The sequence below is a fragment of the Paraburkholderia sp. genome (assembly GCF_050742655.1).
In the GTDB taxonomy this organism is placed as follows: domain Bacteria; phylum Pseudomonadota; class Gammaproteobacteria; order Burkholderiales; family Burkholderiaceae; genus Paraburkholderia.
The window spans coordinates 449,586-476,505 of the sequence record NZ_JBOIGG010000002.1 but is presented as its reverse complement, the minus strand read 5'-3'; the positions used below and the strand labels follow the sequence as shown (position 1 = coordinate 476,505).

The window sequence follows — 26,920 nt, the reverse complement described above, 5'->3', positions numbered from 1 at the left end:
ATCAGTCGTCGAGTGTCTCGTGAACGGCCTGCGTGCCCTGTTTCCAGTAAGCGGCGGCGCGGATCCGCGACTTGTCGATGCCGCGCTCCGTGCAGAGGTGATAGCGTACCGCGCGCATCGTCGCCGATTCGCCGGCGGCCCATACGTAGCCTTCGCCATCCGGCAGATAGGTGTCGCGTACCGCCTGCAGCAGCGCGTCGCCGCGATACGGCGAATCCTCGCGATAACGCCACACCGCGTGCAGATTCGCGGCTGTGTCGAACTCGATGCGCGCGGACGGATCCGCCACTTCAAGCACCGCCGCGACACGCGTGCCAGCCGGCAATTCCTCGAGCCGCCGCGCGATCGCGGGCAATGCGGTGTCGTCGCCGATCAGCAGATGCCAGTCGAAGCCGGTCGGGATCACCAGCGAACCGCGCGGTCCGCCGATACCGAGAGCCTGGCCGACCTGCGCCTGCAATGCCCATTCCGCGGCTGGGCCGGCTTCGTGTAGCGCGAACTCGAGATCGAGTTCGCGTGCGTCGGGGTCGAAGCGGCGTGGCGTGAAATCGCGTGCGACGGGGCGCGGCATGTCGTCGCGAAACACTGGACCGTTCGGGCCCGCTTCGGGTACCACGGGGCGGTCTGAACCCGGTGCGGGGAAGAAGACTTTCACGTGATCGTCGAATGACGCAGACGCGAAGTCGTGCAGATCGTCGCCGGTCAGCGTGACGCGCAGCAGATGCGGTGTCACCGCGCGGATGCGCGCCACGTGCAGCAGACGGAATTTCAGCGGATGGCGGACGCGAGAGACCGCTAGATCGATGTGTTCAAGCATGTAGATGCTCCTGTTCTTCCTGGCTTCTGTGTGTGGCGGCGGCCGCGTTTCATCGGCGACTTGAAGTGAGCGACCAGCGCTTAGCTGCCGTCGCTGCTTCCCTTTGTCTGCGCGGGATCGCCGCCTTCGATTTCGTCTGTCGCACGCTGCAGGATCGCGGCGATGCGGCGTTGTTCGTCCAGCGATGCATTCGTGCGCATCATCAGCGCATGCTTCAGCGCGTGGCGGGCCCGGATCAACTCCGGCAGCCAGCCGCCTTCGTTGGGGTCGAGCGGCTCTTCGCCGGCGAACGCGCGCCGCACCGAATCCATCTTGCGGGCGATGTGCGTGAGCTTCGCGAGCATCAGATCGACGCGCTCGCGATTCGCCGCCAGATGCGTGCGGCCCGGCTCCGCGAGAGCGTAACGCTTGCGGTTGCCTTCGAGTTCGACCGTGACGTATCCCAGTTCTTCCAGATACGTCAGTGCCGGGTAGACCATGCCGGGGCTCGGCGCGTAGAAACCGTTCGAGCGCGTTTCGAGCGCCTTGATCAGTTCGTATCCGTGGCTGGGTTGGTTTTCGAGCAGCGCGAGCAGCAGCAGTTGCAGATCGTCGGACGTGAACTTGCGGCCGCGCGGAAAACCGTCGCCTTCGCCGTACCCGCCGCCGAAACCACCGCGGCCGCCTCCAAAGCCCGGACCGCCGAAGCCGCTCGGGTCACCGGAGAAGCCGCCGCGGCCGGGGCCGCCACCGTCGCGGCGATGGCCGCCCATCCCCATCGCGGCGTGCCAGAGGGCGTGAAGCGAAAAGCGGTCGGGGAACGAAAAACCGTCGTGGCCGCGTGCGTGTGCGTGCATGTGGCGGCGGTCATGGTGAAAATGTCGGGACATGGTGCCCCTCCTTTGTGTCATAAGATGCATCGTAAGATATATATCTAAAGATAGTTTGTCAAAGAAATTTTTGCTGTCGAGCGGACTTTTTTTGGGGCACAGCGGCGCGCGCCCGACGCGGCGGGGCGGCAGGCGAAACGAAAGGAAGAAGGGGGAGGCGTGCCGGCGCTGTGCCGGTGACAGGTCCGCGAGACGGGAACCAGGAAACCGCGAGGAAGCTGCAAGGAAGCCGCGCCGACGTTGCGCCGCGCGGCCCGGACTTCAGAAGATCGAGCGATCCGTATAGGTAGTCAACCACTCCAGCGCGAGCACGCCGGCGAGCGAATTGCCGTGGGCGTCGAGGCCCGGCGACCACGTGCAGACCGCCATCTCGCCGGGCAGCACCGCGACGATGCCGCCGCCCACGCCGCTCTTCGCCGGCAGTCCGACCCGGTAGACGAAGTCGCCTGCCGCGTCGTAGGTGCCGCACGTCAGCATCAGCGCCGACAGGCGCTTGGCCGAACTGGCGTCGAGAATCCGTTCGCCGGTGGCCGGCACGACGCCGCCGTTGGCGAGGAACAGCGCCGCGCGTGCGAGTTCGACGCAACTCATCGAGATCGCGCATTGCCGGGAGTACGCGTCGACGACCGTTTCCGGCGGCATCGTGAGATTGCCGAAGCTCGCCATGAAATGCGCCATCGCGCTGTTGCGGTGCGCATGATCCAGCTCGGACTGCGCGACGCGCATGTCGTAGTCGATGCTGCGCTCGCCGGTGAGCCGTCGCAGGAATTCGACGAGCGCGGTTTCGGCGCGCACGAAGCGCCGGCACAACACGTCGGTCACGACCAGCGCGCCCGCGTTGATGAACGGATTGCGCGGCTTGCCCTGTTCGGCCTCGAGCTGCACCAGCGAATTGAACGCGGTGCCCGACGGCTCGCGGCCGACGCGTGTCCACAGTGCGTCGCCGAGCAGCTGGAATGCGAGCGTGCACGCGAACAGCTTCGAGATGCTCTGGATCGAGAAGCGCTCGTCGGCGTGGCCGATCCGGTAGACGTCGCCCGCGACCGTGACGATCGCCATGCCGAAGCGGTCGGGCGGCACCTTCGCCAGTTCTGGAATGTAGTCGGCGACGCGCCCGGTACCCAGATACGGGCGCAGGTCGCGCTGGATTGTTTCGAGAATCTCGGGATAGTCCATGGAGCAGGTCGGTTCGACAGTGGAGCGAGCGGTGCGCCGCCGGCCCGGTGCCGCGCGCAGCCGGGATTGTAATGGCCCGGGCGCGGGCTGCGCGCCGAGACTCGTGCGATCGTCGCTGCTGGCTACTGCGCTGCACAGTGCAACCTACGAGTGCATCATGCTAGTCTGGCTTGTTTCGACTGCCGTCAGGGCAAAACAGACAGCTATATGGAAGGAATCGATCCGGACAGCATCGACTGCGCGGCCTTCGTCGTCGCGCAGCCGGCCGAGGCACTGGAGGACGCATGGCACACATCGCAACGCCTGCAACTGCTGCACGCGTGCGAAGGCGTGCTGACCGTGCGCGCCGAAAACGGACTATGGGTCGTGCCGCCGCAGCACGCGCTGTGGATTGCGCCCGGGCTGTTGCACCGGGTGTCGTCGGCGCGGCCGGTTGCGCGGCACACGCTGTACGTGAACGCTGAAGCGTTTCCGGTATTCGCCGCGTTGCCGTCGACACACGGCGTCGTCGCGCTCGACCGGCTCGGCGGCGAACTGCTGCGCGAGGCGGCGCGCTTCGGCGCGGACTATGTGGTCGACGGCCCTGACGCGCGGCTGATGGGCGTGCTGCTCGACCGGTTGCCGCAACTCGCCGCCGTGCCGCTCGTGCTGCCGTATCCGCGCGACCTGCGGATCCAGCGGATCGCCGATGTACTCATCGCGCGTCCGGCCGATCCCGCCGTACTCGACGAACACGCGCTCGCCGCCGGCGTCACGTCGCGCACGGCCGCGCGTCTGTTCGTCAAGGAAACCAGGCAGACCTTCGGGCAATGGCGCCAGCAGTTGCGGCTGCTGGTCGCGCTCGAGCGGCTCGACGCGGGCGCGAGCGTCACCGAGGTCGCGCTGGAAGTGGGCTACAACGACGTGTCGTCGTTCATCGCCGTGTTCAAGGATCTGCTCGGCGAAACGCCGGCGCGCTATTTCCGGCAGGACGCCCGCTGACGGCGTCCTGCTTCTGCCGAACGTTTAGTGCGCGCCCGCTGCATCTGCGCCGCCACCACCCTTCGAGGGTCGCGTGATCCAGATCAGCGGAATGATCAGCAGGAAGATGATCGCCGACGCGTAGAAAATATCGTCCAGTCCCATCATCGCTGCCTGCGTGTTGACGTTGAAGTCGAACAGCGCGTGCGCAGACGGCGTGCTCAGATGCAGCAGCGACTGGCTCGACTCGATGTTCTGGTTGAAGAGCGGGTTGTTGATGCTCGCCTGTTCGGTGAGCCGCACATGATGCAGCACCGTGCGGTTGTTCCATGCATTGCCGAACAGCGACGTGCCGACCGCGCCGCAAAACACCCGCACGAAATTCGACAGCCCCGCTGCGGCCGGAATGCGATGCGGCGGCTGGCCCGACAGGATGATCGCGGTCAGCGGCACGAAGAACATCGCCATCGGGATGCCCTGCAGCAACGTGGGCAGCACGAGATGCCACGTGTCGATTTCGATCAGGTACAGCGAGCGCATATAGAACACGATCGCGAAGCCGATGAATGCGAACGTCGCGATGATCCGGGCATCGGAGCGCGGCAGCACCCGGCCCATGATCGGCGCGAGAATCACCGCGAAAACGCCGAGCGGCGCGGTGACGATGCCGGCATCGACAGAACGGTAATTCAGGTACTCCTGCAGCCATTGCGGCAGCAGCACGAAGTTGCCGAAGAACACCCCGTACGCGACTGAAATCGCGATCGTCCCGCCGAGAAAATTGCGCTGCCCGAACAGCCGCAGATCGATGACCGGGTTCTCCGCGGTCAGCTCCCAGACGAGGAAGAACGCGAAGCTGATGATTGCCGAGATGGCGAGCGCGACGATCGTCGGCGAATTGAACCAGTCGAGGTCCTTGCCCTTGTCGAGCATGATCTGCAGCGACGCCACCCACGCGACCAGCAACCCGAGGCCGACGACGTCGATCGGCAGGCGTTTCGTCGGCGTTTCGCGGTGGCGATAGATGCTCCATGTGACGGCCGCGGCAAAAATGCCTACTGGAATGTTGACGTAGAAAATCCACGACCAGCTGTAGCTGTCGGTGATCCATCCGCCGAGCAACGGCCCCGCGATCGGACCGACGGTCGCGGTCATTGCCCACAACGCGAGTGCGGTCGACGACTTGGCCTTCGGATACGAACTGAGCAGGATCGCCTGCGACAGCGGAATCAGCGGGCCGGCCACCGCGCCCTGCAGCACGCGCGCGACCAGCAGGATTGGCAGGGTCGGCGCGATGCCGCACAGCCACGACGCGATCACGAACGCGAGGATCGCGCCGACGAACAGCTTGATTTGCCCAATGCGCTGCGTGAGCCAACCCGTGAGCGGAATCGAGACGGCGTTCGACGCGGCGAACACGGTGATGACCCACGTGCCCTGGTCGACCGACGTGCCGAGATTGCCCGAGATGGTTGGAATCGCGACGTTCGCAATCGACGAGTCGAGCACAGTCATGAACGTGGCGAGCGCGACCGCGATGGTCGCGAGGACCAGTTGCCCGCCCTGAAGCGGCGGTGGCGAGGCGGGGGCGGCGGTGGGCTGACTCAAGCGAAACTCCGGTTCAAAAGGCTTGGAGAGGATACCTGCATTCACGCGCCGGCGTCGGTCAGGCGGGCATACGGGCGCGACGGCCCGAGGTCGCCGGAGCGACGCCCGGGCCTGGCATGGTTGCCAATTGTTTCTCCCCTTGAGGGCAGCGTATGCTCGCGGCTGTGCGCCGCAAATTCGCGTTACGCGAAGCATGCAGCAAGATCCGCGAACGATCGATCGACAGGAATCGGGATGGCCTGGGAGCAATTCGAATATGGGTGGCGGCTTGTGCCTGCCAGCGAACCGGCGACGTCGCTCGTCGTGTTGTTGCACGGTGTAGGCAGCAACGCGCGCGACCTGACGCCGCTCGCGGACATGTGGCGCGGCACGCTGCCGGCGACCGCGTTCGTATCGCTGGACGGTACCGAGCCGTTCGACGGCGGCTTCGACGGACGCCAGTGGTTCAGCCTGCGCGACATCGACGCGACCCGTCGCGCGCAGCGTGTCGCGGTTGCGTACCCGGCGCTGCTTGCACGGCTCGACGCGGAGCTCGCGCACTGGCGGCTAACTTACGCACAGCTTGCGCTGGTTGGTTTTTCGCAGGGATCGATGATGGCGCTGCATCACGTCGCGTCGAATCCGGATGGGGCCGCGGCAGTCGTCGCGTATTCGGGGCGCCTCGCGTCGGCGATCACGGCGCACAGCCGAACGCCGGTCACGCTGATTCACGGCACCGCCGACGAGATGATCCCGGTTCGCGAGCTGGAGCAGGCCGCCGACGCGCTGACCGCCGCGGGCTACGCGGTCGATGCGTACGCGCTGCCCGACATCGGCCACACGATTTCCGCGGAAGGCGCCGCGCTGGGCCGCGACGCGCTCGTACAGGCGTTGGGCGTTAAAGACTGATTCGGACTGATCCCGGACTGACGCGACAGCGTCACGTTCCGCAGGCAGCATCCCGCACGGCGCGCAGCGGTACATCTCGCGCTAAAGGTTTCGCGGCGATATGCCGTTAATAGTTTATCGGGGTTTATCGACTGTTTTACGGAGTTCGTCAGCACGAAAAACGCACCCGACGCGCGCGCCCTGACCAGGCCGGACAAGTCATCCACACGCGCAGCCGGGGCCGATTATTCGAGCCGTCGCAGACAGCGGGCGGCCCATACACGCAGAGCCACACCATGGCCCAATCGATGTCGCAGTCCCCGCTGTTCAGCCGCCTGTTCCGTCACAACGTGGCGGTTGATCTCGGGACCGCCAATACGCTTATCTATACCGACGACGGCGGCATCGTGCTGAACCAGCCGTCGGTCGTGTGTTTCCAGAAGCAGGCCGCGGCCGGACGCGAGCGCGTCGCGGCGGTGGGCAGCGAGGCGAAGCAGATGCTCGGCCGCGCGCCCGGCAACCTCGAAGCCGTGCGGCCGATGCGACACGGCGTCATCGCGAACTTTCCCGCCGCCGAGCACATGATCCGCCAGTTCGTCGCGATGGCCGGTACGCGCGGCATGTTCGGCCGTCGCGCGGCGTTCACGATCTGCGTACCGGCTGGCGCGACCCAGGTCGAGCGTCGGGCGATCAAGGAAGCGGCGGTGTCGGCGGGCGCGTGGAAAGTCAGCCTGATCGGCGAGTCGCTCGCATCGGCACTCGGCGCGGGGCTGCCGGTCAGATCGGCGACGGGCTCGATGGTCGTTGATATCGGCGGCGGTACGACCGAAGTCGGCGTGATCGCGCTCGGCGGCACCGTGTACAGCGGATCGGTCCGCGTCGGCGGCGACCAGTTCGACCAGGCGATCGTCAATTACGTCCGCGGCCTGTACGGCGTGCTGCTCGGCGAGCAGACGGCAGAACACGTGAAGAAAACCATCGGCTCCGCGCTGCGCGACGTGCCGATCGAACGGATGAACGCGACCGGGCGCAGCGTCGACGACGGCCTGCCGCGCACGGTCGTGCTCAGCAATCACGACGTCGCCGATGCGATCGTTGCACCGCTGCGGCAGGTGATCGGCGCGGTGAAAGCCGCGCTCGAATGCGCGCCAGCGGAACTGGTGACGGACATCGCGAACAGCGGCATCGTGCTCACCGGCGGCGGCGCGCTGCTCGGCCAGCTGGACCGTTGCCTGTCGGAGCAACTGGGCGTGACGGTGCGGGTCGCCGACGAGCCGCTGACCTGCGCGGTGCGGGGTGCGGGTGCGGCGCACGGGATGGTCGATTCGTACGCATTCGACTGATCATTGCGGGTGCAGCGGCCTCCGCGACGACCCGGTGCCAGGGCGATTGCAGTGCTGTGGGACAATTAGCCCTTTACGCCGTCGGCGCCAGCCACCTCTGTCCGTGAATCAATCCGTTCCCGCGTCCCCGCCTTCGTTAATTTCATTGCGCAACGGTTTGCAGATGCCATACGTCGAAGCGGGCGAAGGCGAACTGCTGCTGTTCGTGCACGGCTCGCTGTGCGATTACCGCTACTGGCAGCCGCAACTTGCGGGGCTGTCGACGCGCTACCGCAGCGTCGCGGTGAGCCTCACGCATTACTGGCCCGCCACCGACACACCCGATGACGTCCCGTTCAGCTGGAGCGATCACGCGGACGAACTCGCCGAATTCATCGAGCGCTTCGGTGCGGGGCCTGCGCATGTCGTTGGGCATTCGCGCGGCGGGTGCGTCGCGTTTCATTTCGCGCGCCGCCATCCGGAGCACGTGCGCACACTGACACTCGCCGATCCGGGCGGCCCGCTGCAGATCGTCGGGCGTCCGCTTGCGAAGCTGCCGGAAACGGCCAACGCATTGCGTGCGCGTGCCGCGCAGCTGATTGAAACGGGGGAAGACAGTTCGGTGCAGGCGGGCTTGCAGCTGTTCGTCGATTCGGTGAGCCGGCCTGGATTCTGGGCGAAGAGCACGCCCGCGTTTCGTCTGATGGCAACCGACAATGCCCGCACGCTCGTGCGGCAGTTCCGCGATCCGTTGCCGGCCTACACGCCGGACGAGGCCGCTCAGGTGCGTTGTCCGCTACTGCTGATCGACGGAGAGAAAAGCCCTGAGATGTTTCGTCGCACGGCCACGGCACTCGCGCAGTGGTGCCAGGACGCGCGGCGGGCGACCGTTCGCGGCGCGTCGCACGGAATGAATCTCGCGCATCCGGCTGCGTTCAACCGCTACATCGACGAATTCATTCGCGACGTGCAAGGCAGCTGAACTGCGGCTGCGCGCTGTCACGCGTTATTTTTGCAACGCAGGCACAATGACGGCAGCCGCGTGAGCATACGATGTGAGTCCGCTTAAGCGGCGCGCGCTTTCGGATGCGCGTCGATGTCGAGCGCCAGTTCCGCCGCTTCGCCGACGAGCCCGTTGTAGTACAGGTGCACGCCGATCGCGAGCGAGTCGTTGCGGATTTCCTGGAAGGCTCTCCACGCTTTCGCCGGGTCCTTGAACAGCAGGTAGTGCGCTTCCTGCGAGACGAGACGGGCGACGTGATGCAGTCCGTGTCCATGCAGCACCGCGACCAGCGAATCGAGGCTGGCATGCGTGCGCGCATCGGTGCGTGGATACAGCATGTGCAGCACGGCAACCTTCTGCGGCGCGAGCGCGGCCGACAGTGCGACGACGATGTCCTGATGACTAAGCGCGGTGACGACGTTTTCGTCGTCCTGCTCGTTTGCCGGGAACAATGTTTCGACGGTGAGATTCATCGGGTCCATCCTGGTGTTTCGACTGGATAAAAAAGCCCGCCGCTGAACGGCGGGCCAAAAACGACAATGTGCTTGCGAGGGGAAGCAAAACACGTAACCAGTATGTCAGACGGCGTGTGCATGCGCAGCGCGCGCGGGGCAAAACACTGTTGCACCCGTCGTGCAGTTGCACGGAGATTTCATTTCGCCGACGGGCCGCAACGAGTGTTGCACCGCACGAGATGGATTGTTGTGCGCGATCGACTCAATGATGTGCCGCTCGCGCCGTAGAATGCATTGCCAGCGCCGGGCTGCCCCGGCAACTACGCACCATGGCCGTCGATGTGGCTGTCGATGCAGCGAACGGTGCGATCTAACAAGGAACGCAGATGAACGATTCGACGACACACGCTACGCTAAAATTTTCCGACAGCGACGCCACCATCGATCTGCCGATTTACAAGGGCACACTCGGCCCCGACGTGATCGACATCCGCAAGCTCTACGGCCAGACCGGCAAGTTCACGTACGACCCGGGTTTCATGTCGACGGCGTCGTGCAACTCAGCCATCACGTACATCGACGGCGACAAGGGCGAACTGCTGTACCGCGGTTATCCGATCGATAACCTCGCGCAGAACGCCGACTTCCTTGAAACCTGCTACCTGCTGCTGAAGGGCGAACTGCCGAACGCACAGCAGAACGCCGAATTCGTCGAGACCGTCACGAAGCACACGATGGTGCACGAGCAGATGCACATCTTTTTCCGCGGCTTCCGTCGCGATGCGCACCCGATGGCGATTCTCGTCGCCGCGGTCGGCGCGCTGTCGGCGTTCTATCACGACTCGCTCGACATCAGTAACCCGCAGCATCGCGACGTATCGGCGATCCGGATGATTGCGAAGCTGCCGACACTGGTCGCGATGGCGTACAAGTACAGCATCGGCCAGCCGTTCGTGTACCCGCGCAATGATCTGTCGTACAGCGCGAACTTCATGCAGATGATGTTCTCCACGCCCGCCGAAGACTACAAGGTCAACGACGTACTGGTGCGCGCGCTCGACCGTATCCTGATCCTGCACGCGGACCACGAGCAGAACGCGTCGACGTCGACGGTGCGTCTCGCGGGTTCGTCGGGTGCGAATCCGTTTGCATGTATCGCAGCGGGTATCGCGTGCCTGTGGGGCCCGGCGCACGGCGGTGCAAACGAAGCAGCGCTGAACATGCTGGAAGAAATCGGTTCGGTCGACAAGATCCCCGAGTTCATCGAGCAGGTGAAGGACAAGAACTCGGGCGTAAAGCTGATGGGCTTCGGCCACCGCGTGTACAAGAACTACGACCCGCGTGCGAAGCTGATGCGCGAGACGTGTTACGAAGTGCTCGAAGAACTGGGCCTGCACGACGACCCGCTGTTCAAGCTCGCCATGCAGCTCGAAAAGATTGCGTTGGAAGACGAATACTTCGTGTCGCGCAAGCTGTACCCGAACGTCGATTTCTACTCGGGCATCGTGCAACGCGCACTGGGTATCCCGACGTCGATGTTCACGTGCATCTTCTCGATGGCGCGCACGGTGGGCTGGATCGCGCAGTGGAACGAAATGATCGCCGATCCGGAACAGAAGATCGGTCGTCCGCGTCAGCTGTTCGTTGGCGAAACGCCGCGCGAAGCAAAGCCGCTCGCGCAACGCTAGACGGCGGCGCTTGACGCCTGTTTAAAAATTTTGCATGACACAGCTGCCGCGCATCGCGCGGCAGTTTCGTTTGGGCGTCGCACAGCGTCTGCGCGCGATATCCGGAACAAAAACCGGGAACGAATCCTCTGCGCCGCCTTCATAACCTTCTACAATCGGGACAAGGCCAACAGCACAGGAGCAAGCTGATGCAGGATCCAGAAGCACTCGGCAGTCTGACGCACTCGGGCGGCGAGCCCGCGCACGATCCCGACGCGTTCATCGCGCCGGAAAGCCAAAGCGTCGCGAGCCCGGCGCAATCCGTGCTCAAGTCTGGCGACGCATTCATCGTCAACGATGCACTCGGTGACATCACCGGTCACGAAGATGGTCTGTTCGTGAACGACACACGCGTGCTGTCGCAACTGCGCCTGACGTTCGGCGGTCGCGCGCCGTCGCTGTTGTCGGGCGCCGTCAGCAGCGACAACGCGGCGTTTACCGCACACATGACGAACCGCCCGTTGCCGCCGCTTGGCGGTGACAGTACGCCGGAGGGCGTGATCCACGTCGAGCGCGTGCGTGTGCTGTCGGGCACGGTGCTCAACGAGGCAATCGAACTGACGAACTACGGCACGAGCGATGCGGTCGTGCCGCTGTCTATTTCGTTCGCGAGCGACTTCCGGGACATATTCGAAGTGCGCGGCCTGAAGCGCGACAAACAGGGCTCCGTCGAGCCTGCGCGGATCGAGAACGGCGAGGTGCACCTCGACTACATCGGGCTCGACCACGTCGCGCGGCGCGTGCGGGTCGCGTTTTCACCGAAGCCGGACAATCTGCTCGCGGGCCGTGCGGACTATTCGGTGAGTTTGCCCGCACAGGCCTGTCTGTCGATCTATCTATCGGTGTCGGTGCGGGTCGAAGCGTTGCCGCACGCGCCGAGCGACTCGCCGAGCGCGGGTGTCGTGCAGCCGCCGCACATGCTGAGCGGCGCACATCTGTCGCAGATCGACGCGGCACGTCCGCGCGTGGGGCGCGCAGCGGTCCGCGCGGGGCTCGTCGATGCGCACCTCGTGATGCGCGAACGACGCCGCGCGTCGGCGCGCGTGCGCTCGAGCAATCCGCTGTTCAACGCATGGATCGACCGTTCGCTCGCGGACCTCGGCCTTCTGACCACCGATCTCGCGTCCGGCCCTTATCCGTACGCGGGCATTCCATGGTTCTCGACGCCGTTCGGCCGTGACGCCGTGATCACGTCGCTACAGACGCTATGGCTGCAGCCGTCGCTCGCACGCGGGGTATTGCGTTTCCAGGCCGAACATCAGGCACGCGAAAATTCGGCGTTCCGCGATGCTGCGGTCGGCAAGATCATCCACGAGATGCGCAGGAGCGAGATGGCGGCCACGGGCGAGGTGCCGTTCGCGCAGTACTACGGCGGTGTCGACACCACGCCGCTCTTCATCGTGCTGGCGGGCGCCTACGCGGCGCGTACCGGCGACTATGCGCTGATCGACGAACTGTGGCCCGCGCTCGACCGCGCGGCGAAATGGGTCACCGGTGTGTGCGATAAAAACCGCTATGGGTTGCTCGATTATCAGCGCGAATCGGATGGCGGTCTCGCGAACCAGGGCTGGAAAGACAGCCACGATTCCGTGTTCCATGCGGACGGCCGTTTTCCCGATGGACCGATCGCACTGGTCGAGGTGCAGGCCTACGCGAGCGCCGCGTTCGACACGATGGCGAATTTCTCGCAGCGCCGCGGGCTGACCGAAGACGCCGCGCATTACACGCAGCGCGCGAAGGCGATTCGTGCATGCGTCGAGGAAAAGTACTGGATGGAGGAGGCCGGCTTCTACGGCATTGCGCTCGACGGCCACGGCGAACTGTGCCGCGTGCTCGCATCGAATGCGGGGCACCTGCTGGCGTTCGGTCTGCCCGAGCGGTCGCGCGGCGAATCCGTGGCGCGCGCGCTGGAGTCGACGCTGTTCCATACGGGGTGGGGCGTACGCACGCTCGCGGCCGGTCAGCCGCGCTTCAACCCGATGGCGTATCACAACGGTTCCGTGTGGCCGCACGACAACGCGCTTTGCGCGCGCGGTGCCGCGCGTTACGGCGGCAAGGCCGCTTCAGTGCGGTTGCTACAGGCGCTGTTCCAGGCCGCGGTGAATTTCGACATGCGTTTGCCCGAGCTGTTCTGCGGTTTTCCGCGCCGGCGCGGTGAGCCGCCGACCGCCTATCCGGTCGCGTGTCTGCCGCAGGCATGGGCGGCGGGCTCGCCGTTCATGATGCTCGAAGCGTGTCTCGGCGTGACGATCGACGCGGCAGCGCGCGAGGTGCGCATCGAACAGCCGATGCTGCCCGAAGGCATCGACTGGCTCGAGGTCGGCGATCTGCGCGTCGGCGATTCGGCGGTGACGATCACGTTCCGGCGGGTCGACGGCAAGGTTGTTGCGTCGGCTGCGGAACAGGGTGACGTGCGCGTCGTTGCGCTGCTGTGAGCGCAGTGATGCGCACAGGTCCATGGGTGATAGCATTTGTTGTCGCCCCCTTCGCTGGAACACCGCATGCCCGATAGCTTCGACCAGCTTGCCGCACTGATACGCGCGCGTTTTGCCGAACTGAGTCCGCAGTTCCAGATGGGCGCGGCGTTCCTGCTCGATCATCCGGATGAGGTTGCGGTGTCGTCGATGCGTAAGGTCGCCGAACGCTCACAGGTGCAACCCGCGTCGCTCGTGCGGCTGTCGCAGCAGCTGGGTTTTCCGGGCTGGAACGAGTTGCGCGAACTATTCGTCGCGCGGGTGCGCACGCGGCCCGAACCGCTCGCGAGCCGCGCTCGCTCGCTGGTGAAGACGAATGCGAAAGACTCACTCGCGAGCGACATGCTCGCCGCACACCGGCACAATCTCGAACTGACCGCCGCGCACAATGTTCGCTCGACCGTCGAGGCGGCACGTCTGCTGAAACGCGTCCCGCACGTGCACGTGGCGGGTTTTCGCTCGTGCTACCCGGTCGCATTCGGCTTTGTGTACGGGTACCGGCTGTTCCGCCCGTCGGTGTCACTGCTCACCGGCGAGGCCGGTACGCTCGACATGCAGCTGCGCAACATCGAGCGCGGCAGTGCGACGGTTGTGATCAGCTTCGCGCCGTATTCGGTCGAGGCGGTGCGCGTCGCGCAGGCGGCGCTCGAGAAGGGCAGCCGGCTCGTTGCGATCACCGACAGCGCAGTCTCGCCGATCGCGCTGAACGCGGACAAGGTGCTGATCTTTTCGCACGAAAGCCCCTCGTTTTTTCCATCGCTGGTGGCCGCCAATGCGCTCGCCGAATCGCTCGTTGCGCATCTGCTTGCGCTCGAGGGTGCGGGTGCGGTCCAGCAGCTGGAGAAGACCGAAGCCGCGCTGCACGCGAAAGCGGCGTACGTTCCCTGACAACCTGATGCAAGCAACCGGTCGGCTCATCTATATCCGCTTTGACAACAAATGTTGCTGTGATGTATAAATCAAGCATCGTGTGATGACTGGGCGTGCAACGCGCTCACGCAACACCGGATCTCTCACAGGAACACCATGTCCGCCGTATTTCACAGAATGCCGAAGAAGCCACTCCCGGTCGCGGTTGCCGGCGACGGCATCGAGATCGTCGATGCCGACGGCAAGCGCTATATCGACGCATGCGGCGGTGCCGCCGTGTCGTGCCTCGGGCACAGCAATGCGCGCGTGATCGATGCGTTGCGCCGGCAGGCGGAGCAGCTGCCGTACGCGCACACATCGTTTTTCACGACTGCGCCGGCCGAAGCGCTCGCGGAGCGGTTGATATCGACCGCGCCGCAAGGGCTCGAGCACGTGTATTTCGTGTCGGGTGGATCGGAGGCGATCGAGGCAGCGCTCAAGCTTGCACGGCAGTACTTCGTCGAGACGGGCGAGCCGCAGCGGCGCCATTTCATCGCACGCCGGCAGAGCTATCACGGCAATACGCTCGGCGCGCTCGCGATCGGCGGTAATGCTTGGCGGCGCGAGCCGTTCCTGCCGCTGCTGATCGACGCGCATCACGTGAGTCCGTGTTACGCGTATCGCGAGCGCGGCGCCGACGAAACCGACGAAGCCTACGCACAGCGCCTCGCCGACGAACTCGAACAGAAAATCCTGTCGCTTGGCCCCGACACCGTTGCGGCCTTCGTCGCGGAGACGGTGGTCGGCGCGACAGCCGGCGCGGTGCCGCCGGTGCGCGACTATTTCCGCAAGATCCGCGCAGTGTGCGACCGCTACGGCGTGCTGCTGATCCTCGACGAGATCATGTCGGGCATGGGCCGCACCGGCTATCTATACGCATGCGAAGAAGACGGTGTCGCCCCCGATCTGCTGACTATCGCGAAGGGGCTCGGCGCGGGCTATCAGCCGATCGGCGCAACGCTTGTGTCCGGCAAGATCTACGATGCGATCGTCGGCGGTAGCGGGTTCTTTCAGCATGGCCATACGTATATCGGCCACGCGACCGCATGCGCGGCGGCGCTCGAAGTGCAGCGCGTGATCGACGAAGACAACCTGCTCGCGAACGTGCGTGAGCGCGGCGAACAACTGCGCGCGCGCTTGCGCGAGCACTATGCGCAGCACCCGCATGTCGGCGACGTGCGTGGACGAGGGCTGTTCGTCGGCGTGGAGTTCGTGCGCGACCGCGTGACGAAAACACCGTTCGACCCCGCGCTGAAACTGCACGCGACGATTCGCCGCGAAGCGTTCGACCGCGGGTTGATGGTGTATCCGATGGGCGGTACGGTGGACGGCCGGATCGGCGATCATGTACTGCTCGCGCCGCCGTTTATCTGCACTGCGCGTGATATCGATGCGATCGTCGAGCGGTTCGTGGACGCGACCGATGCCGCGCTCGCATTGTCCTGATCATCTTCGGAGCCCACGATGACCGACCGCCTGCCGCACTTCGACGCGGCCCATGCGACACCCGAACAGAGAGCCGTGCTCGACGAAATCCTGTCGGGACCGCGCGGCAATCTGAACGGTCCGTTTCTCGGCTGGATTCACAGCCCCGAACTCGCTCAGCACGCGCAGCGTCTCGGTGCATTCTGCCGGTATCGCACCGGCTTGCCGTTGCGGCTGTCGGAACTGGCGATTCTCGTGACGGCCGCGCGCTGGCAGGCACAGGCCGAGTGGACTATCCATTACCCGATCGCGTTGCAGGCCGGCGTGCGCGAAGAGGATGCGCAGGCGATCCTCGCGGGCAAGCTTCCCGCGTTCGCCGATGCCGACGACGCATTGATCTACACGTTCGCGACCGAACTGTACGACGCGAAACGCGTGTCCGATTCGACGTATACGCGGACCGTCGAGCGTTTCGGCCACGAAGCGACCGTCAATCTCGTCGGCTTGCTTGGGTATTACGCGCTGGTTGCGATGACGCTGAACGTATTCAACATGCGCGCGAATGACCAGACGTCGCTGCCGTTCGACGAACCGCCGGCGCTGTAACTAACGCCCGTCACGTAAAACGCCCCGGCCGATTCAATCGGCCGGGGCGTTTTGCATACGTGCGCGTGAACGGCTTACTGACCGCGGTACGTCGAGAAGATGCCGTTGTCGGGGGCGATACGCGCACCCGATTCCGATCTGCCGCCCATCGCGCCGCCGACTTCCGGTTGCGTCTGTTGTGCGACTTCGACGACCGCGCGTTGATCGACGGCGTTCTTCGGATAGACCGGATCGGCCTGGCTCAGCAGGCCCGCCTTTTGCGCCGCGACGAGTTCGGCGCGAACCTGGGCGCGCGTGACCGGCGCATTCGATTGCTGCGCGAACGAGACTGCCGGGACAGCGAGCGCGGCGACGATGACTGCGGAAACGAGTGACTTCATGATGACCTCCGATGATCGATTTGTGATCAGACCGGTTTGAACAACGTTGCCGATCTGTTGGGGCGAGTGTATTTCGGAGGACATGCTGTAAAAAGTGGCAATCCGGATATAGATTCTTGCGCGAATTGAAGTAATTGCCGGTATGTCGGTGCGGTCGCACCGTCACGTTGCCGTACGGTTAAGCGCCTATGATGAAGTTCGATCCACGCCCACGCTGAGATGCGCGGCGGTGCGCGATCGATGCCGGTCCGCGGAATGGGTGTGGCCGTGGCGACGGGCATCGGGATTCATGCGCAGCCATGCGAAACAGCTACCCATTGGAGAGTGCGATGAAGCGCAAGGCATCGGCGGTCTGGCAAGGCGGCCTGCAGGACGGTAAAGGAGCGATTTCCACCGACAGCGGCGTGCTCAAGGACACGCAGTATTCGTTCGCGACGCGTTTCGAAAACGGCATCGGCACGAACCCCGAAGAGTTGATCGCCGCGGCGCATGCGGGCTGCTTTTCGATGGCGTTGTCAGCGGAATTGGGTAAGGCCGGGATCAAGCCGGAACGCATCGGCACGACCGCGACCGTCACGCTCGACAAGGCCGACGGTGGATTTGCAATTACCGCAGTGCACCTCGACGTCGCGGTGAAGATTCCCGGCGGCGACAAGGCCGCGTTCGATAAGGCAACCACCGACGCGAAGGCGGGCTGCCCCGTGTCGAAGGTGCTGAACGCGACGATCACGATGGATGCGAAGCTCGAAACGTAAGCGCGGCTCGCGCAATTGAAGTGCAACGCGCCGCGGTTCCACAGGCCGCGGCGCGTTGTTTGTGTCTACGCTGGCCTTAACACCCCTTAACACCTGCCGCCATCAGGGTTGACCTTGAATTCTTGAACGATGAGTCATAAACTGCAACCCATGACTCAAGCTACCCTGGCGAAAAAGCCGTCCGAAGCCTGTTGCCGCGGGCGGCCGCGCGAATTCGACACCGAGGCGGTGCTCACGGAAGCGGGTCGCGTGTTCTGGAGCTACGGCTACCACGCCACGTCGATCGACGACCTGTGCAAGGCGACCGGTGTGCTGCGCGGCAGCCTGTACGGCGTGTTCGGCGACAAGCGCGGCATCATGATTGCGGCGCTCGACCATTACTCGGACGGCGCGATCGCGCGGCTCGTCGAGCGGTTGAGTGCGAACGTGCCGGCCGAAGAGGCGCTGCGCAACGCGCTGCTGCACCATACGCGGGTCGCGTCGTCGCTGTCGGGCCAGCGCAGCTGCTTCATCACCAATGCGACGCTGGAAATGTCGCTCGACGATGCCGAGGTGCTCGAGCGCATCGCGGCGATCCAGCGGCGCATCGCCACGCTGCTCGCTGCCGCGGTGATTCGCGGCCAGACGTCCGGCGTATTCGATACGCGGCTTGACGAGAAAACGGTCGCCGACTTCCTGCTGTGCGTCACCCAGGGCTTGCGCGTGCTCGGCAAGATCAAGCACGACGAGCGCGAACTCGAAGCGATCGTCGACATCGCGATGCGCGCGCTCGTGTGATTTTTTTTCGTAAATTCTTGAACGATCAGTCATGAATAGAGAATGTGCCAAGCCGGCGGCTGCCGGTCTCGCAGCAACCGGCGGCGGCGCCATTTCTGCTCCGGTCGCCACAGCCGTCGAGCATCCTGTCGCGCGCACCGAGCTGAGCAAGATGGCGCTCGGCGTGCTGTTCGTCGGCGCGTTTCTCGCGCCGCTCGACTACTTCATCGTTAACCTCGCGCTGCCGGCGATCCACACGGGCCTCGGCGCGACCGACGCGCAACTGCAGCTGATCGTGTCGGCCTATGCGTCCGCCTACGCGGTGTTGCTGATTACCGGCGGCCGGCTCGGCGATCTGTTCGGCCGTCGGCGGATGTTTCTCACAGGCATGGCGGGCTTCGTGATTTCGTCGGCGATGTGCGGCTTTGCGACGAGCGGCCACATGCTCGTGCTCGCGCGGATCGTGCAGGGCATCGCCGCGTCGGTGATGGCGCCGCAGGTGCTCGCGACGATCCGCGCGGTCGTGCCTCATCACCGTCAGACGAAGGTGATGAGCATCTACGGTTTCGTGTTCGGACTGTCGTCGATCGTCGGGCAGCTTGGCGGCGGCGCGCTGATCACGTATCACCCGTTCGGACTCGACTGGCGGATCATCTTCCTGCTCAACGTGCCGGTCGGCCTGCTCGCGTTCATCGGCACGTGGAAGTTCGTCCCGGAGAATCGTCCGCAGACGAGCACCGGCGTCGACCTGAAGGGCGTCGCGCTGCTGTCGCTGTTGCTGCTCCTCGTGATCTATCCGATGACGCACGGCCGCGAGGCCGGCTGGCCCGCATGGACCTTCGTGATGTTCGCGCTCGCGGTGCCCGCGTTCGCGTGGTTCGTCGCGACCGAGCGGCGCGTCGAGCGCGCGGGCGGTCATCCGCTCGTCGACCTGCAGTTATTCCGCAAGCCCGCGTTCTCGCTCGGGCTGGTGCTGGCGTTCCTGTTCTATTGCAACAGCGCGTTCTTCCTGACGTACGGCATCTATCTGCAGACCGGTCTGCACTGGACGCCGCTCGCGTCCGGCATCGCGATCATGCCGTTCGCGGTCGGCTTCGTGATCGGGCCGTTGACGTCGCCGGCCGTCGTGCGGTACATCGGCAGCCACGTGCTGACGCTCGGCTTCGCGATGCTCGCGGTCGGGTTTTCGCTCACCGGCTGGGCATCGACCCGCGCGCCGTCGCCGGACCTTTTGTTCTACATCGGTCTCGTGTTCGCGGGCCTCGGGCAAGGACTGCTGCTGCCGTCGATCGTGCGGATCGTGCTCGCCGAAGTCGAGCCCGCGAAGGCGGGGCTCGCATCGGGCGTCGTGTCTTCGACGTTGCAGATCGGCTCCGCGTTCGGGACGGCCGCGATCAGCGGTGCGTTCTTCGGCGTGCTGGGTGGCAGCTCGACCGCCGAGGGCTACGCGCATGCGTTCCAGTCGAGTCTCGCGATCAACGCCACGTTGATGGCGGTATGCATCGGCCTGAGTGCGCTGCTCGTGCGGCATCAGCGTGTCGCGCTAGGGCGACGCATGCCAGCGGCAGTGTGACCGGCGAGTCAGGTACAGGTCAGGCGCCGGTCAGGGTATATGCCGAATAATGCTATTAATCGGATATGAAAATATTGAATTGCGATTTACAGCGAATTCGAACATACGAAGAATGAAACGGCAGCTTTTACGCTGATGCAATCCAGGGGAAAGTAAATTGTGCTGTGATGCGGTGCCGCGCAGGCCGCCCGTAGATGCTTGATGGGTAAGGGTTTCGTCGGAGGCGGAGGTTGTGGTGGCGGGTTTTTCCCGAGTCGCTCGCCGCTGAAAACGGTATCAATAAAAAGCACTTGCCGAACGTAAATTCGGTTTGTTAATCTTGGTCCACATTTAAAAAATTCGGTCAGTCGGGCGTCTTCGGCAATGGGTGAATTAAACGGTTCAACGATTTAGCATCGGGGCTTCCAATGCTTACCGCTACTTTCAACGTATTCGATGCATCACCGCCTGTGTTCAACGTCGGCGACGTGGTCACGCTCAAGGCGGGTGGTCCGCGTATGACGGTGACCTATGCCGGCGAGGTCGGGCAGATGCCAGGCGAGCGTCTCGTGTGCCAGTGGTTCGACGAGCACGGCGAACTGCGTCAACAGGCTTTTGAGTGCGACGAAGTGCGGCGCGAGCCGCGTTCGATTCCCGCCGCGTCGGTGCGCTGGGGCGACGTCGCTAACTTCGGCCGGGCCGCGCGCGAAGCGTAAGCATAAGCGCGTGCCGGCGCCCGGGTTCTCGACGCCGGGGCCGACACATCATCGCTGTACTCCTCTAACCTCTATCTCTTCTGCGCCCGTCTAGCGCCGCGCTTCGGTCGCCATCCTCACGGCCAGTCCGGCCAGCACCGTTCCCATCAGCCAGCGCTGGATCACGAGCCATACGGGACGTCCCGCCAGAAACGCCGCGAGCGAGCCTGCCGTCATCGCGACGGTCGCGTTCACCGAGATGCTCATCACGATTTGCATGAGCCCCAGCACCAGAGATTGTGTGAGCACGCTGCCGTGACCCGGATCGATGAACTGCGGCAGCAGCGACAAATACAGCACCGCGATCTTCGGATTCAGCAGGTTCGTGACGAAGCCCATCATGAACAGCTTGCGCGGACTGTCGGCGGGCAGATCGCGAACCTGGAACGGCGAACGGCCGCCGGGCTTCACGGCCTGCCACGCGAGATACAGCATGTACAGGGCGCCGCCGAAGCGCAGCGCGTCGTACGCGAACGGCACCGCTAGCAGCAGCGCGGTGATGCCGAACGCCGCGCACAACATGTAGAACACGAAGCCGAGCGCGACGCCGCCGAGCGAGATGAGCCCGGCCTGACGGCCTTGCGAAATGGAGCGGGAGATCAGATAGATCATGTTGGGCCCCGGCGTCAGCGACATGCCCAACGCGACGAGGCCGAAGGTGAACAGCGAACCGTAGTGCGGCATTGCACGACTCCTCGAGAAGAGAGTGAACGACAGCAATGCCCAGGCGCGCGGCGATCCAGGAGTGGAGTGCGGTCCGCGTTCCCTGATGGTGATCCATCTCGAAGCGCCAGTCGCGCGAACCCCCCGATTATTCCATGGCAGCTGGCGTCACGCAGCGAAATGAGCAATGGGCCGACGCGATCAGCCGTCGATCAGCGCGAGACACGCAGGCCGTGGCGCGTTACCCGCGTCACATCACCCCCGCAACGGCCTGAAGAACCGTCGAATATCCTCCGCCATCAGCGCAGGCTGCTCGAGCGCGGCGAAGTGACCGCCGCGCGGCATGTCGGTCCACTGCGCAATATCGAACACCCGGCCGATCCACGATTGCGGCGGCCGGCTGATCTCCTTCGGAAAGCGTGCGAACGCGAGCGGCGCGCTCACGCGTTCACCCGCTGCGAAGCGCAGTGGCTGCAGCCGGTTCTCCCAGTAGAAGCGCATCGCCGAGCCGATGGTCTGCGTATGCCAGTACAGCGACAGGTTGGTCAGCAGCTCGTCCTTCTTGAACGCGCGTTCGATGTCACCGTCGCAATCGCTCCACGCGCGGAATTTCTCGACGATCCACGCGGCGAGCCCGGCCGGCGAATCGTTCAGCGCATACGACGCGGTCTGCGGCCTCGTGCTGTGCACGTGCGCGTAGCCGCCTTCGAGCGCGGCCCATTGCGTCTTCTCGTCGAGGAACGCGCATTCGGCGTCGGTGAGCGGCGCGGCCGCATCGAGCGATGGGTCGTACGAGCTCGGCAGAAAATTCAGATGAATTCCGTCGACGTTTTTCGGATGCCGCCGCGCGAGTTCGATCGACACATAGGCGCCGAGGTCGCCGCCTTGCGCGCCGAAGCGTTCATAGCCAAGGCCGCGCATCAGTTCGGCCCACAGGTCGGCGGTCTGGACTGCCGACGTGCCGGGCCGTGACGGGCGCTCCGAAAAACCGAAGCCGGGCAGCGACGGCACGACGACGTCGAACGCATCGGCGGGATCGGCGCCGACCGAAGCCGGGTCGCACAGATGCTCGAGCAGCGGCAGGAACTCGACGAACGAGCCGGGCCAGCCATGCGTGACGACGAGCGGGTAGGGCTTCGGTCCGGTGCCGCGACGATGCAGATAGTGGATGCGCAGACCGCCGGGCCGCGCGATGAACTGCGGCTCGGCGTTCAGCCGCTGTTCGGCCGCGCGCCAGTCGTAGCCGGTCGCCCAGTAGTGGACGAAATCGCGCAGCCACGCCATGTCGGTACCGAGCGCCCACGGTTCGTCTGCGTACTCGTCCGGCCAGCGGGTATGACGCAGGCGCTGCGCGAGCGTGGCGAGTTCGGAATCGGGAACGGCAATCTGGAACGGTGTTGCATGCATCGAGGGTTCTCCGCGGTCGGGCGCGCACCGCTCGGTACCTCGCACACACGCGGTACTCGTTCAGGCGCACATTCATTCCGGCGGCCGCGATCGCCTGACGCGTGCGTTCACGTGGTCGAGCAGCGACTTGGAAAATGTGCGCATGCGCACGATGCGCCGCTTCTCGACGACGTCGCCCGCGAGATTGCGCGGCGGATTCGGCTGCCACGCCCAGTAGAGGGCGAGCAGCCAGCCTAGCACGGTCCATCCGACGCACGCATTAAAGAGCGCAATCGTCAGCGCGTCGTGGCGCTTGCGGCGATCGGCGAGGATCGACGGCAGGAAGTACAGCGCCAACGCTGCGATTGCCGCGACGGCCTGAACGACGAGACTGCTCATCATGACTGCGCTCTCCGCGGGGTTCGTACGGTGTGATTGTCGCGCGGCGGGTGCGTGGTTGTCGATCTGCTGTCGGTCTGATTCGTTTCGCTTTCGGCGGAGGCGGCGCACGTCGCCTCGCAGGGGGACAGTTAACGCCGCGATTCAACCGGTCTATGATGTTCGTTTTGAACGCCCCGGACCGCCAGCATGATTACCGACGACACCACCCAACCCACCCGCCAGGTCGACCACGACGCACTGCGCGCGTTCGTCGACCGCAAATGGAACGACGAAATCGTGCCGGCGCTGACCGACTACATCGCGGTGCCGGCCAAGAGTCCCGCGTTCGATCCCGACTGGGCCAAACACGGTTTCATCGAGCGCGTCGTCGCGGACGCCGCCGCGTGGGTCGAGCAGCAGCCGGTGCGCGGTCTGAAACTCGAAGTGGTGCGTCTGCCGGGCCGCACGCCGGTGATTTTCTTCGAGTCGCCGGCGACTCGCTCAGGCAGCACCGAAACGATCGTGCTGTACGGTCACCTCGACAAGCAGCCGGAGTTTTCCGGCTGGCGCAACGACCTCGGTCCGTGGACGCCGAAGCTCGAGGACGGCAAGCTCTATGGTCGCGGTGGTGCCGACGACGGCTATGCGATCTACGCAAGCGTCACGGCGCTAGCCGCGCTCGACGCACAGGGCATCGAACGGCCGCGTTGCGTCGGGTTGATCGAAACCTGCGAGGAATCCGGCAGCTACGATCTGTTGCCCTACGTCGACGTGTTGCGCGAACGGCTCGGCGAGGTGTCGCTGGTCGTGTGCCTCGACTCGGGCGCGGGCAACTACGATCAGCTATGGCTCACCACATCGCTGCGCGGCCTCGTCTCCGGCGATCTCGAAGTCCAGGTGCTCGACGAAGGCATTCACTCCGGCGGTTACGGCGGCATCGCGCCATCGAGCTTCCGCATCATGCGGCAGCTGTTCGAGCGTCTGGAAGATGCGGCCGACGGCAATCTGCTGCCGAAGGGCTTTCATTGTCCGGTGCCGTCGCAGCGTCTGCGCGAAGCCGAGGCGACCGCGCAGATTCTCGGCGACAGCGTATGGAAGAGCGTGCCGTGGGCATGCGGCCAGGACGGTCGTCCGGTGCTGCCCACCACGACCGATCCGCAGGAAGCGCTGATCAATTCGACGTGGCGTCCGTCGCTGTCGGTGACGGGTGCGTCCGGTTTGCCGGCGCTCGCCGACGCGGGCAACGTGCTACGGCCGCGCACCGCGTTCAAGCTGTCGCTGCGGTTGCCGCCGCTGATCGATGCCGCGAAGGCCGTCGCCGAACTGAAGGCGCTGCTCGAATTCGATCCGCCGTACAACGCGAAGGTCACGTTCAAGCCGGATGCCGGCGCGGCCACCGGCTGGAGCGCGCCGGATGTCGCACCGTGGCTGGCGACGGCATTGAACGACGCGTCGCGCACGCACTACGGCGCGGACGTCGCGTACATCGGCCAGGGCGGCACGATTCCGCTGATGAACGTGCTGAAGGAAGGCTTCCCGCAATCGCAGTTCATGGTGTGTGGCGTGCTCGGGCCGAAGTCGAACGCGCACGGTCCGAACGAATTCCTGCACGTGCCGTACGGCCGCAAGCTGACCGCCGCGGTCGCCGAAGTGATCGCCGCCGCGCAGTGAGCGTCGCGAGATCCGGTCCGCAGCGCAGTGCAGTCGCGTCGCGGGCCGGCGCTGCTTTATCCATCATCGGTAAGGGGCCGTGCCGCACATAGGCACGCTGCCCTGCGCTACAAAGCTCTCCCGAACCTTCTCACCGATCCTGCCGAATGAACGCTAACGCCACGTCCTCTACCGCCTCCGCTCCACGCATTCCCGTCGACCGTCTGCATGCGTTTGTCCGCGCGATCTGGGAGCAGGCCGGCAGTGCGCCGCGTGAAGCGGAACTGGTCGCCGACCATCTGCTGGCCGCGAACCTGGCCGGCCACGATTCGCATGGCGTCGGGATGATCCCGCGCTACGTGGAGTCGTTGCGCGACGGCGAGCTGAAGCTGAACCTGCATGCGGAGGTGGTGCGCGACGCAGGCGCGGTGCTGACGCTCGACGGTGTGATGGGCTTCGGCCAGGTCGTCGCGTACGAGGCGATGGAGCGCGGCATCGAGCGCGCGCAGCAGCTTGGCGTGTGTGCGGTCGCGCTGCGCGGCGCGCACCACATCGGCCGTATTGGACACTGGGCCGAGCAGTGCGCACGCGCGGGCCTCGTGTCGTTTCACTTCGTCAACGTCGCCGGCGATCCACTCGTCGCGCCGTTCGGCGGCGCCGACCGGCGCATCGGCACGAATCCGTTCTGCGCGGCATTTCCGCGCACGGGCCGGCCACCGCTCGTACTCGACTTCGCGACCAGCACGATCGCGTACGGCAAGACGCGCGTCGCGTACAACATGGGCAAAGAGACGCCCGTCGGCGCGTTGATCGATCACGAAGGCCGGCCGACGGTCGAGCCGAAGGTGATGCACGAAGCGCCGTTCGGTTCGCTGACGCCGTTCGGCGGCCACAAGGGCTTCGGTCTCGCGGCGATGTGCGAGATCTTCGGCGGCGCGCTGTCGGGCGGGTTCACGACGCACGCGGACACGGTGCAGCACACCCGCGCGATCATCAACTGCATGCTGTCGGTGATCGTGAATCCCGCCGCGTTCGATGCACCGAACGCCGAAGCGGAAGCCGACGCGTTCGTCGAGTGGGTGAAGGCGTCGCCGCTGGCCGCAGGCAACGAGCGCATCTACGAGCCGGGCGAACCGGAGCGCGTGATGCGTGCGCAGCGCGAGGTGCACGGCGTACCGGTCGATCCGGCCACGTGGCGGCAGATGTGCGACGCGGCGCTCGCCGTCGGGATGCCGGCCGCGCAGGTCGATGGATGGGCGAAGGAAATGCACTGAGCATTCATGCCGCTGGTCCGCCGCCCCGATAAGGCGGCGGACTTCACCCATCCGAAGCCTCGAAACCGGGCATCCCCGTTCCGCCCCCCGCCGTCCGTGCGCCATCCCCCATTGCGCGACGCAATTCCTGCGTCGTTGCACTGCAGTGTTCGCCATCCCGCCACGTCCATTTTCGGTCTGATCTAGGCTCGTCATGCTGTACCTCGTTAATCCCTAGAGGAACGACCAAAATGAATCTGGATAGTCATCACGCCTGCCGTCTGTTTCACGAGGCCGGAAATCTGACGCAGATTTCCGCGTACTACGAAGAAGGACGGAACATCATGTGGATGATGCTGCGCGCGCAGCCCCGTCCGTGTTTTAACCTCGAACTTGTTCACGACATCCTCGCGCTCGCGCACGCGGCGAGAGCAAGCGGCCTGCCGATCGACTTCTGGGTCACCGGCTCGCTGATCCCGACGATGTTCAACGTCGGCGGCGATCTCGACTTTTTTGCCGAGACCATCCGCTCGGGCAAACGCCAGGCGCTGATGGCGTATGCACGCGCGTGCGTCGACTGCGTGCATGCCGCCGCGCGCGGCTTCGACACCGGCGCAATCTCGATCGCAATGGTCGAGGGCACCGCGCTCGGCGGCGGCTTCGAAGCGGCGCTCGCGCATCACTTCCTGCTTGCGCAGAACGACGCGCGGATGGGTTTCCCCGAGATCGCGTTCAACCTGTTTCCGGGGATGGGCGGCTACTCGCTCGTCGCGCGCAAATCGGGGATGCGGCTCGCCGAGGAACTGATCGGCATCGGCGAATCGCACACGGCCGAATGGCACGCGGGCAAGGGGCTCGTCGACCAGTTGTTCGAGCCGGGCGACGGCTACATGGCGACGCGCACGTTTATCGACACGCTCAAGCCGAAGCTGAACGGCATTCGCGCGATGGTGCGCGCGCGGCAGCGGGTGCTGCGGCTCACGCGCGCGGAACTGATGGAGATCACCGAGGACTGGGTGGAGTCCGCGTTCTCGATCGAGGAGAAAGACCTCGCGTTCATGGAGCGGCTCGTCGTGCTGCAGAACCGGCGCACGTCGAGTCTGCGGGAAAGCCCGAGCGCGAGCTTCGCGTGAGGGACGCGCTGCGGCCTAAGCCGCAGCGCGGGACTCAA

General features: G+C 65.0%; 25 protein-coding genes and 1 riboswitch. Of the genes, 16 read left to right on the top strand and 9 right to left on the bottom strand.

The annotated features are described in order from the left end of the window. Window position 1: 1 nt before the first annotated feature. From ACREXZ_RS04720 to ACREXZ_RS04710, 3 genes are all read right to left on the bottom strand, one after another. On the bottom strand, window positions 2–817 hold the full coding sequence (locus ACREXZ_RS04720) for a siderophore-interacting protein (protein WP_431762871.1): 816 nt from the start codon (window positions 815–817) through the stop codon (window positions 2–4). Window positions 818–897: 80 nt separating this feature from the next. Further along, a complete protein-coding gene (locus ACREXZ_RS04715; RefSeq protein WP_431762870.1) occupies window positions 898–1,686 on the bottom strand; it encodes a PadR family transcriptional regulator in 789 nt (262 codons plus the stop codon). Between the two features lie 261 nt (window positions 1,687–1,947). Next, window positions 1,948–2,862: a glutaminase gene (locus tag ACREXZ_RS04710; protein ID WP_431762869.1), complete on the bottom strand. Its 915-nt coding sequence runs from the start codon at window positions 2,860–2,862 to the stop codon at window positions 1,948–1,950. A 207-nt stretch (window positions 2,863–3,069) separates the two neighbouring features. Between ACREXZ_RS04710 and ACREXZ_RS04705 the strand changes: the two genes are divergently transcribed. Continuing rightward, window positions 3,070–3,843 (top strand): AraC family transcriptional regulator, encoded by a 774-nt coding sequence (locus tag ACREXZ_RS04705; protein ID WP_431762868.1) that lies wholly within the window; start codon window positions 3,070–3,072, stop codon window positions 3,841–3,843. Window positions 3,844–3,867: 24 nt separating this feature from the next. Here the strand turns inward: ACREXZ_RS04705 and ACREXZ_RS04700 are convergent, their stop codons facing one another. Continuing rightward, window positions 3,868–5,430 (bottom strand): DHA2 family efflux MFS transporter permease subunit, encoded by a 1,563-nt coding sequence (locus ACREXZ_RS04700; protein WP_431762867.1) that lies wholly within the window; start codon window positions 5,428–5,430, stop codon window positions 3,868–3,870. Between the two features lie 234 nt (window positions 5,431–5,664). Here ACREXZ_RS04700 and ACREXZ_RS04695 point away from each other — a divergent pair, with 234 nt between their 5' ends. From ACREXZ_RS04695 to ACREXZ_RS04685, 3 genes are all read left to right on the top strand, one after another. Further along, window positions 5,665–6,318, top strand: a complete 654-nt coding sequence (locus ACREXZ_RS04695) for an alpha/beta hydrolase (protein WP_431762866.1) — start codon at window positions 5,665–5,667, stop codon at window positions 6,316–6,318. A gap of 275 nt (window positions 6,319–6,593) precedes the next feature. Then, entirely contained in the window at window positions 6,594–7,640 is a 1,047-nt protein-coding gene (locus tag ACREXZ_RS04690; RefSeq protein WP_431762865.1) for a rod shape-determining protein, read from the top strand. Between the two features lie 163 nt (window positions 7,641–7,803). After that, window positions 7,804–8,601 carry an alpha/beta hydrolase gene (locus ACREXZ_RS04685; protein WP_431762864.1) on the top strand — a complete coding sequence of 266 codons (798 nt, stop codon included), beginning with the start codon at window positions 7,804–7,806 and terminating at the stop codon, window positions 8,599–8,601. An 83-nt stretch (window positions 8,602–8,684) separates the two neighbouring features. Here the strand turns inward: ACREXZ_RS04685 and ACREXZ_RS04680 are convergent, their stop codons facing one another. Then, entirely contained in the window at window positions 8,685–9,095 is a 411-nt protein-coding gene (locus ACREXZ_RS04680; protein WP_431762863.1) for a hypothetical protein, read from the bottom strand. Window positions 9,096–9,463: 368 nt separating this feature from the next. Here ACREXZ_RS04680 and gltA point away from each other — a divergent pair, with 368 nt between their 5' ends. From gltA to ACREXZ_RS04655, 5 genes are all read left to right on the top strand, one after another. Next, window positions 9,464–10,765 carry a citrate synthase gene (gltA, locus tag ACREXZ_RS04675; RefSeq protein ID WP_431762862.1) on the top strand — a complete coding sequence of 434 codons (1,302 nt, stop codon included), beginning with the start codon at window positions 9,464–9,466 and terminating at the stop codon, window positions 10,763–10,765. A gap of 188 nt (window positions 10,766–10,953) precedes the next feature. After that, window positions 10,954–13,239, top strand: coding sequence for an amylo-alpha-1,6-glucosidase (locus ACREXZ_RS04670; RefSeq protein ID WP_431762861.1), 2,286 nt, complete (start codon window positions 10,954–10,956; stop codon window positions 13,237–13,239). A 66-nt stretch (window positions 13,240–13,305) separates the two neighbouring features. Further along, complete coding sequence (locus ACREXZ_RS04665; RefSeq protein ID WP_431762860.1) at window positions 13,306–14,166, top strand: MurR/RpiR family transcriptional regulator; 861 nt, start codon at window positions 13,306–13,308, stop codon at window positions 14,164–14,166. 138 nt (window positions 14,167–14,304) lie between these two features. Beyond that, on the top strand, window positions 14,305–15,633 hold the full coding sequence (locus ACREXZ_RS04660) for an aspartate aminotransferase family protein (protein ID WP_431762859.1): 1,329 nt from the start codon (window positions 14,305–14,307) through the stop codon (window positions 15,631–15,633). An 18-nt stretch (window positions 15,634–15,651) separates the two neighbouring features. After that, complete coding sequence (locus ACREXZ_RS04655; RefSeq protein ID WP_431762858.1) at window positions 15,652–16,218, top strand: carboxymuconolactone decarboxylase family protein; 567 nt, start codon at window positions 15,652–15,654, stop codon at window positions 16,216–16,218. 74 nt (window positions 16,219–16,292) lie between these two features. On the opposite strand, the gene ACREXZ_RS04650 is transcribed toward ACREXZ_RS04655, so the two are convergent. Next, complete coding sequence (locus tag ACREXZ_RS04650; RefSeq protein ID WP_431762857.1) at window positions 16,293–16,598, bottom strand: DUF4148 domain-containing protein; 306 nt, start codon at window positions 16,596–16,598, stop codon at window positions 16,293–16,295. Window positions 16,599–16,927: 329 nt separating this feature from the next. Here ACREXZ_RS04650 and ACREXZ_RS04645 point away from each other — a divergent pair, with 329 nt between their 5' ends. The 4 genes from ACREXZ_RS04645 (at window position 16,928) to ACREXZ_RS04630 (ending at window position 20,377) form a co-directional block, all read left to right on the top strand. Beyond that, window positions 16,928–17,353, top strand: a complete 426-nt coding sequence (locus ACREXZ_RS04645; RefSeq protein WP_431762856.1) for an OsmC family protein — start codon at window positions 16,928–16,930, stop codon at window positions 17,351–17,353. A 150-nt stretch (window positions 17,354–17,503) separates the two neighbouring features. Beyond that, window positions 17,504–18,130, top strand: a complete 627-nt coding sequence (locus ACREXZ_RS04640) for a TetR/AcrR family transcriptional regulator (RefSeq protein WP_431762855.1) — start codon at window positions 17,504–17,506, stop codon at window positions 18,128–18,130. Window positions 18,131–18,161: 31 nt separating this feature from the next. Then, entirely contained in the window at window positions 18,162–19,682 is a 1,521-nt protein-coding gene (locus tag ACREXZ_RS04635) for an MFS transporter (RefSeq protein WP_431762854.1), read from the top strand. Between the two features lie 407 nt (window positions 19,683–20,089). After that, window positions 20,090–20,377: a YodC family protein gene (locus ACREXZ_RS04630; RefSeq protein ID WP_431762853.1), complete on the top strand. Its 288-nt coding sequence runs from the start codon at window positions 20,090–20,092 to the stop codon at window positions 20,375–20,377. A 90-nt stretch (window positions 20,378–20,467) separates the two neighbouring features. On the opposite strand, the gene ACREXZ_RS04625 is transcribed toward ACREXZ_RS04630, so the two are convergent. The 3 genes from ACREXZ_RS04625 to ACREXZ_RS04615 form a co-directional block, all read right to left on the bottom strand. Beyond that, window positions 20,468–21,100, bottom strand: a complete 633-nt coding sequence (locus ACREXZ_RS04625; RefSeq protein WP_431762852.1) for a LysE family translocator — start codon at window positions 21,098–21,100, stop codon at window positions 20,468–20,470. A 30-nt stretch (window positions 21,101–21,130) separates the two neighbouring features. Further along, window positions 21,131–21,224, bottom strand: a riboswitch (ZMP/ZTP riboswitch). Between the two features lie 110 nt (window positions 21,225–21,334). Further along, entirely contained in the window at window positions 21,335–22,486 is a 1,152-nt protein-coding gene (locus ACREXZ_RS04620) for an epoxide hydrolase family protein (RefSeq protein ID WP_431762851.1), read from the bottom strand. 72 nt (window positions 22,487–22,558) lie between these two features. Continuing rightward, complete coding sequence (locus ACREXZ_RS04615) at window positions 22,559–22,867, bottom strand: superinfection immunity protein (RefSeq protein WP_431762850.1); 309 nt, start codon at window positions 22,865–22,867, stop codon at window positions 22,559–22,561. 186 nt (window positions 22,868–23,053) lie between these two features. Here ACREXZ_RS04615 and ACREXZ_RS04610 point away from each other — a divergent pair, with 186 nt between their 5' ends. From ACREXZ_RS04610 to ACREXZ_RS04600, 3 genes are all read left to right on the top strand, one after another. Further along, a complete protein-coding gene (locus ACREXZ_RS04610) occupies window positions 23,054–24,517 on the top strand; it encodes a M20 family metallopeptidase (protein WP_431762849.1) in 1,464 nt (487 codons plus the stop codon). 146 nt (window positions 24,518–24,663) lie between these two features. Next, window positions 24,664–25,770 (top strand): malate/lactate/ureidoglycolate dehydrogenase, encoded by a 1,107-nt coding sequence (locus ACREXZ_RS04605; RefSeq protein WP_431762848.1) that lies wholly within the window; start codon window positions 24,664–24,666, stop codon window positions 25,768–25,770. A 230-nt stretch (window positions 25,771–26,000) separates the two neighbouring features. Then, complete coding sequence (locus tag ACREXZ_RS04600) at window positions 26,001–26,882, top strand: crotonase/enoyl-CoA hydratase family protein (protein ID WP_431762847.1); 882 nt, start codon at window positions 26,001–26,003, stop codon at window positions 26,880–26,882. The last annotated feature ends 38 nt before the right edge of the window (window positions 26,883–26,920 follow it).

Bases quoted from the DNA above. Each gene is read 5' to 3' on its own strand.
- ACREXZ_RS04655 (WP_431762858.1), top strand. From the start codon at position 15,652: ATGACCGACCGCCTGCCGCACTTCGACGCGGCCCATGCGACACCCGAA.
- ACREXZ_RS04615 (WP_431762850.1), bottom strand. From the start codon at position 22,867: ATGATGAGCAGTCTCGTCGTTCAGGCCGTCGCGGCAATCGCAGCGTTG.
- ACREXZ_RS04685 (WP_431762864.1), top strand. From the start codon at position 7,804: ATGCCATACGTCGAAGCGGGCGAAGGCGAACTGCTGCTGTTCGTGCAC.
- ACREXZ_RS04705 (WP_431762868.1), top strand. From the start codon at position 3,070: ATGGAAGGAATCGATCCGGACAGCATCGACTGCGCGGCCTTCGTCGTC.
- ACREXZ_RS04625 (WP_431762852.1), bottom strand. From the start codon at position 21,100: ATGCCGCACTACGGTTCGCTGTTCACCTTCGGCCTCGTCGCGTTGGGC.
- ACREXZ_RS04645 (WP_431762856.1), top strand. From the start codon at position 16,928: ATGAAGCGCAAGGCATCGGCGGTCTGGCAAGGCGGCCTGCAGGACGGT.
- gltA (WP_431762862.1), top strand. From the start codon at position 9,464: ATGAACGATTCGACGACACACGCTACGCTAAAATTTTCCGACAGCGAC.
- ACREXZ_RS04660 (WP_431762859.1), top strand. From the start codon at position 14,305: ATGTCCGCCGTATTTCACAGAATGCCGAAGAAGCCACTCCCGGTCGCG.
- ACREXZ_RS04720 (WP_431762871.1), bottom strand. From the start codon at position 817: ATGCTTGAACACATCGATCTAGCGGTCTCTCGCGTCCGCCATCCGCTG.
- ACREXZ_RS04640 (WP_431762855.1), top strand. From the start codon at position 17,504: ATGACTCAAGCTACCCTGGCGAAAAAGCCGTCCGAAGCCTGTTGCCGC.
- ACREXZ_RS04715 (WP_431762870.1), bottom strand. From the start codon at position 1,686: ATGTCCCGACATTTTCACCATGACCGCCGCCACATGCACGCACACGCA.
- ACREXZ_RS04635 (WP_431762854.1), top strand. From the start codon at position 18,162: ATGAATAGAGAATGTGCCAAGCCGGCGGCTGCCGGTCTCGCAGCAACC.
- ACREXZ_RS04690 (WP_431762865.1), top strand. From the start codon at position 6,594: ATGGCCCAATCGATGTCGCAGTCCCCGCTGTTCAGCCGCCTGTTCCGT.
- ACREXZ_RS04610 (WP_431762849.1), top strand. From the start codon at position 23,054: ATGATTACCGACGACACCACCCAACCCACCCGCCAGGTCGACCACGAC.
- ACREXZ_RS04605 (WP_431762848.1), top strand. From the start codon at position 24,664: ATGAACGCTAACGCCACGTCCTCTACCGCCTCCGCTCCACGCATTCCC.
- ACREXZ_RS04695 (WP_431762866.1), top strand. From the start codon at position 5,665: ATGGCCTGGGAGCAATTCGAATATGGGTGGCGGCTTGTGCCTGCCAGC.
- ACREXZ_RS04600 (WP_431762847.1), top strand. From the start codon at position 26,001: ATGAATCTGGATAGTCATCACGCCTGCCGTCTGTTTCACGAGGCCGGA.
- ACREXZ_RS04710 (WP_431762869.1), bottom strand. From the start codon at position 2,862: ATGGACTATCCCGAGATTCTCGAAACAATCCAGCGCGACCTGCGCCCG.
- ACREXZ_RS04680 (WP_431762863.1), bottom strand. From the start codon at position 9,095: ATGAATCTCACCGTCGAAACATTGTTCCCGGCAAACGAGCAGGACGAC.
- ACREXZ_RS04650 (WP_431762857.1), bottom strand. From the start codon at position 16,598: ATGAAGTCACTCGTTTCCGCAGTCATCGTCGCCGCGCTCGCTGTCCCG.
- ACREXZ_RS04665 (WP_431762860.1), top strand. From the start codon at position 13,306: ATGCCCGATAGCTTCGACCAGCTTGCCGCACTGATACGCGCGCGTTTT.
- ACREXZ_RS04620 (WP_431762851.1), bottom strand. From the start codon at position 22,486: ATGCATGCAACACCGTTCCAGATTGCCGTTCCCGATTCCGAACTCGCC.
- ACREXZ_RS04670 (WP_431762861.1), top strand. From the start codon at position 10,954: ATGCAGGATCCAGAAGCACTCGGCAGTCTGACGCACTCGGGCGGCGAG.
- ACREXZ_RS04630 (WP_431762853.1), top strand. From the start codon at position 20,090: ATGCTTACCGCTACTTTCAACGTATTCGATGCATCACCGCCTGTGTTC.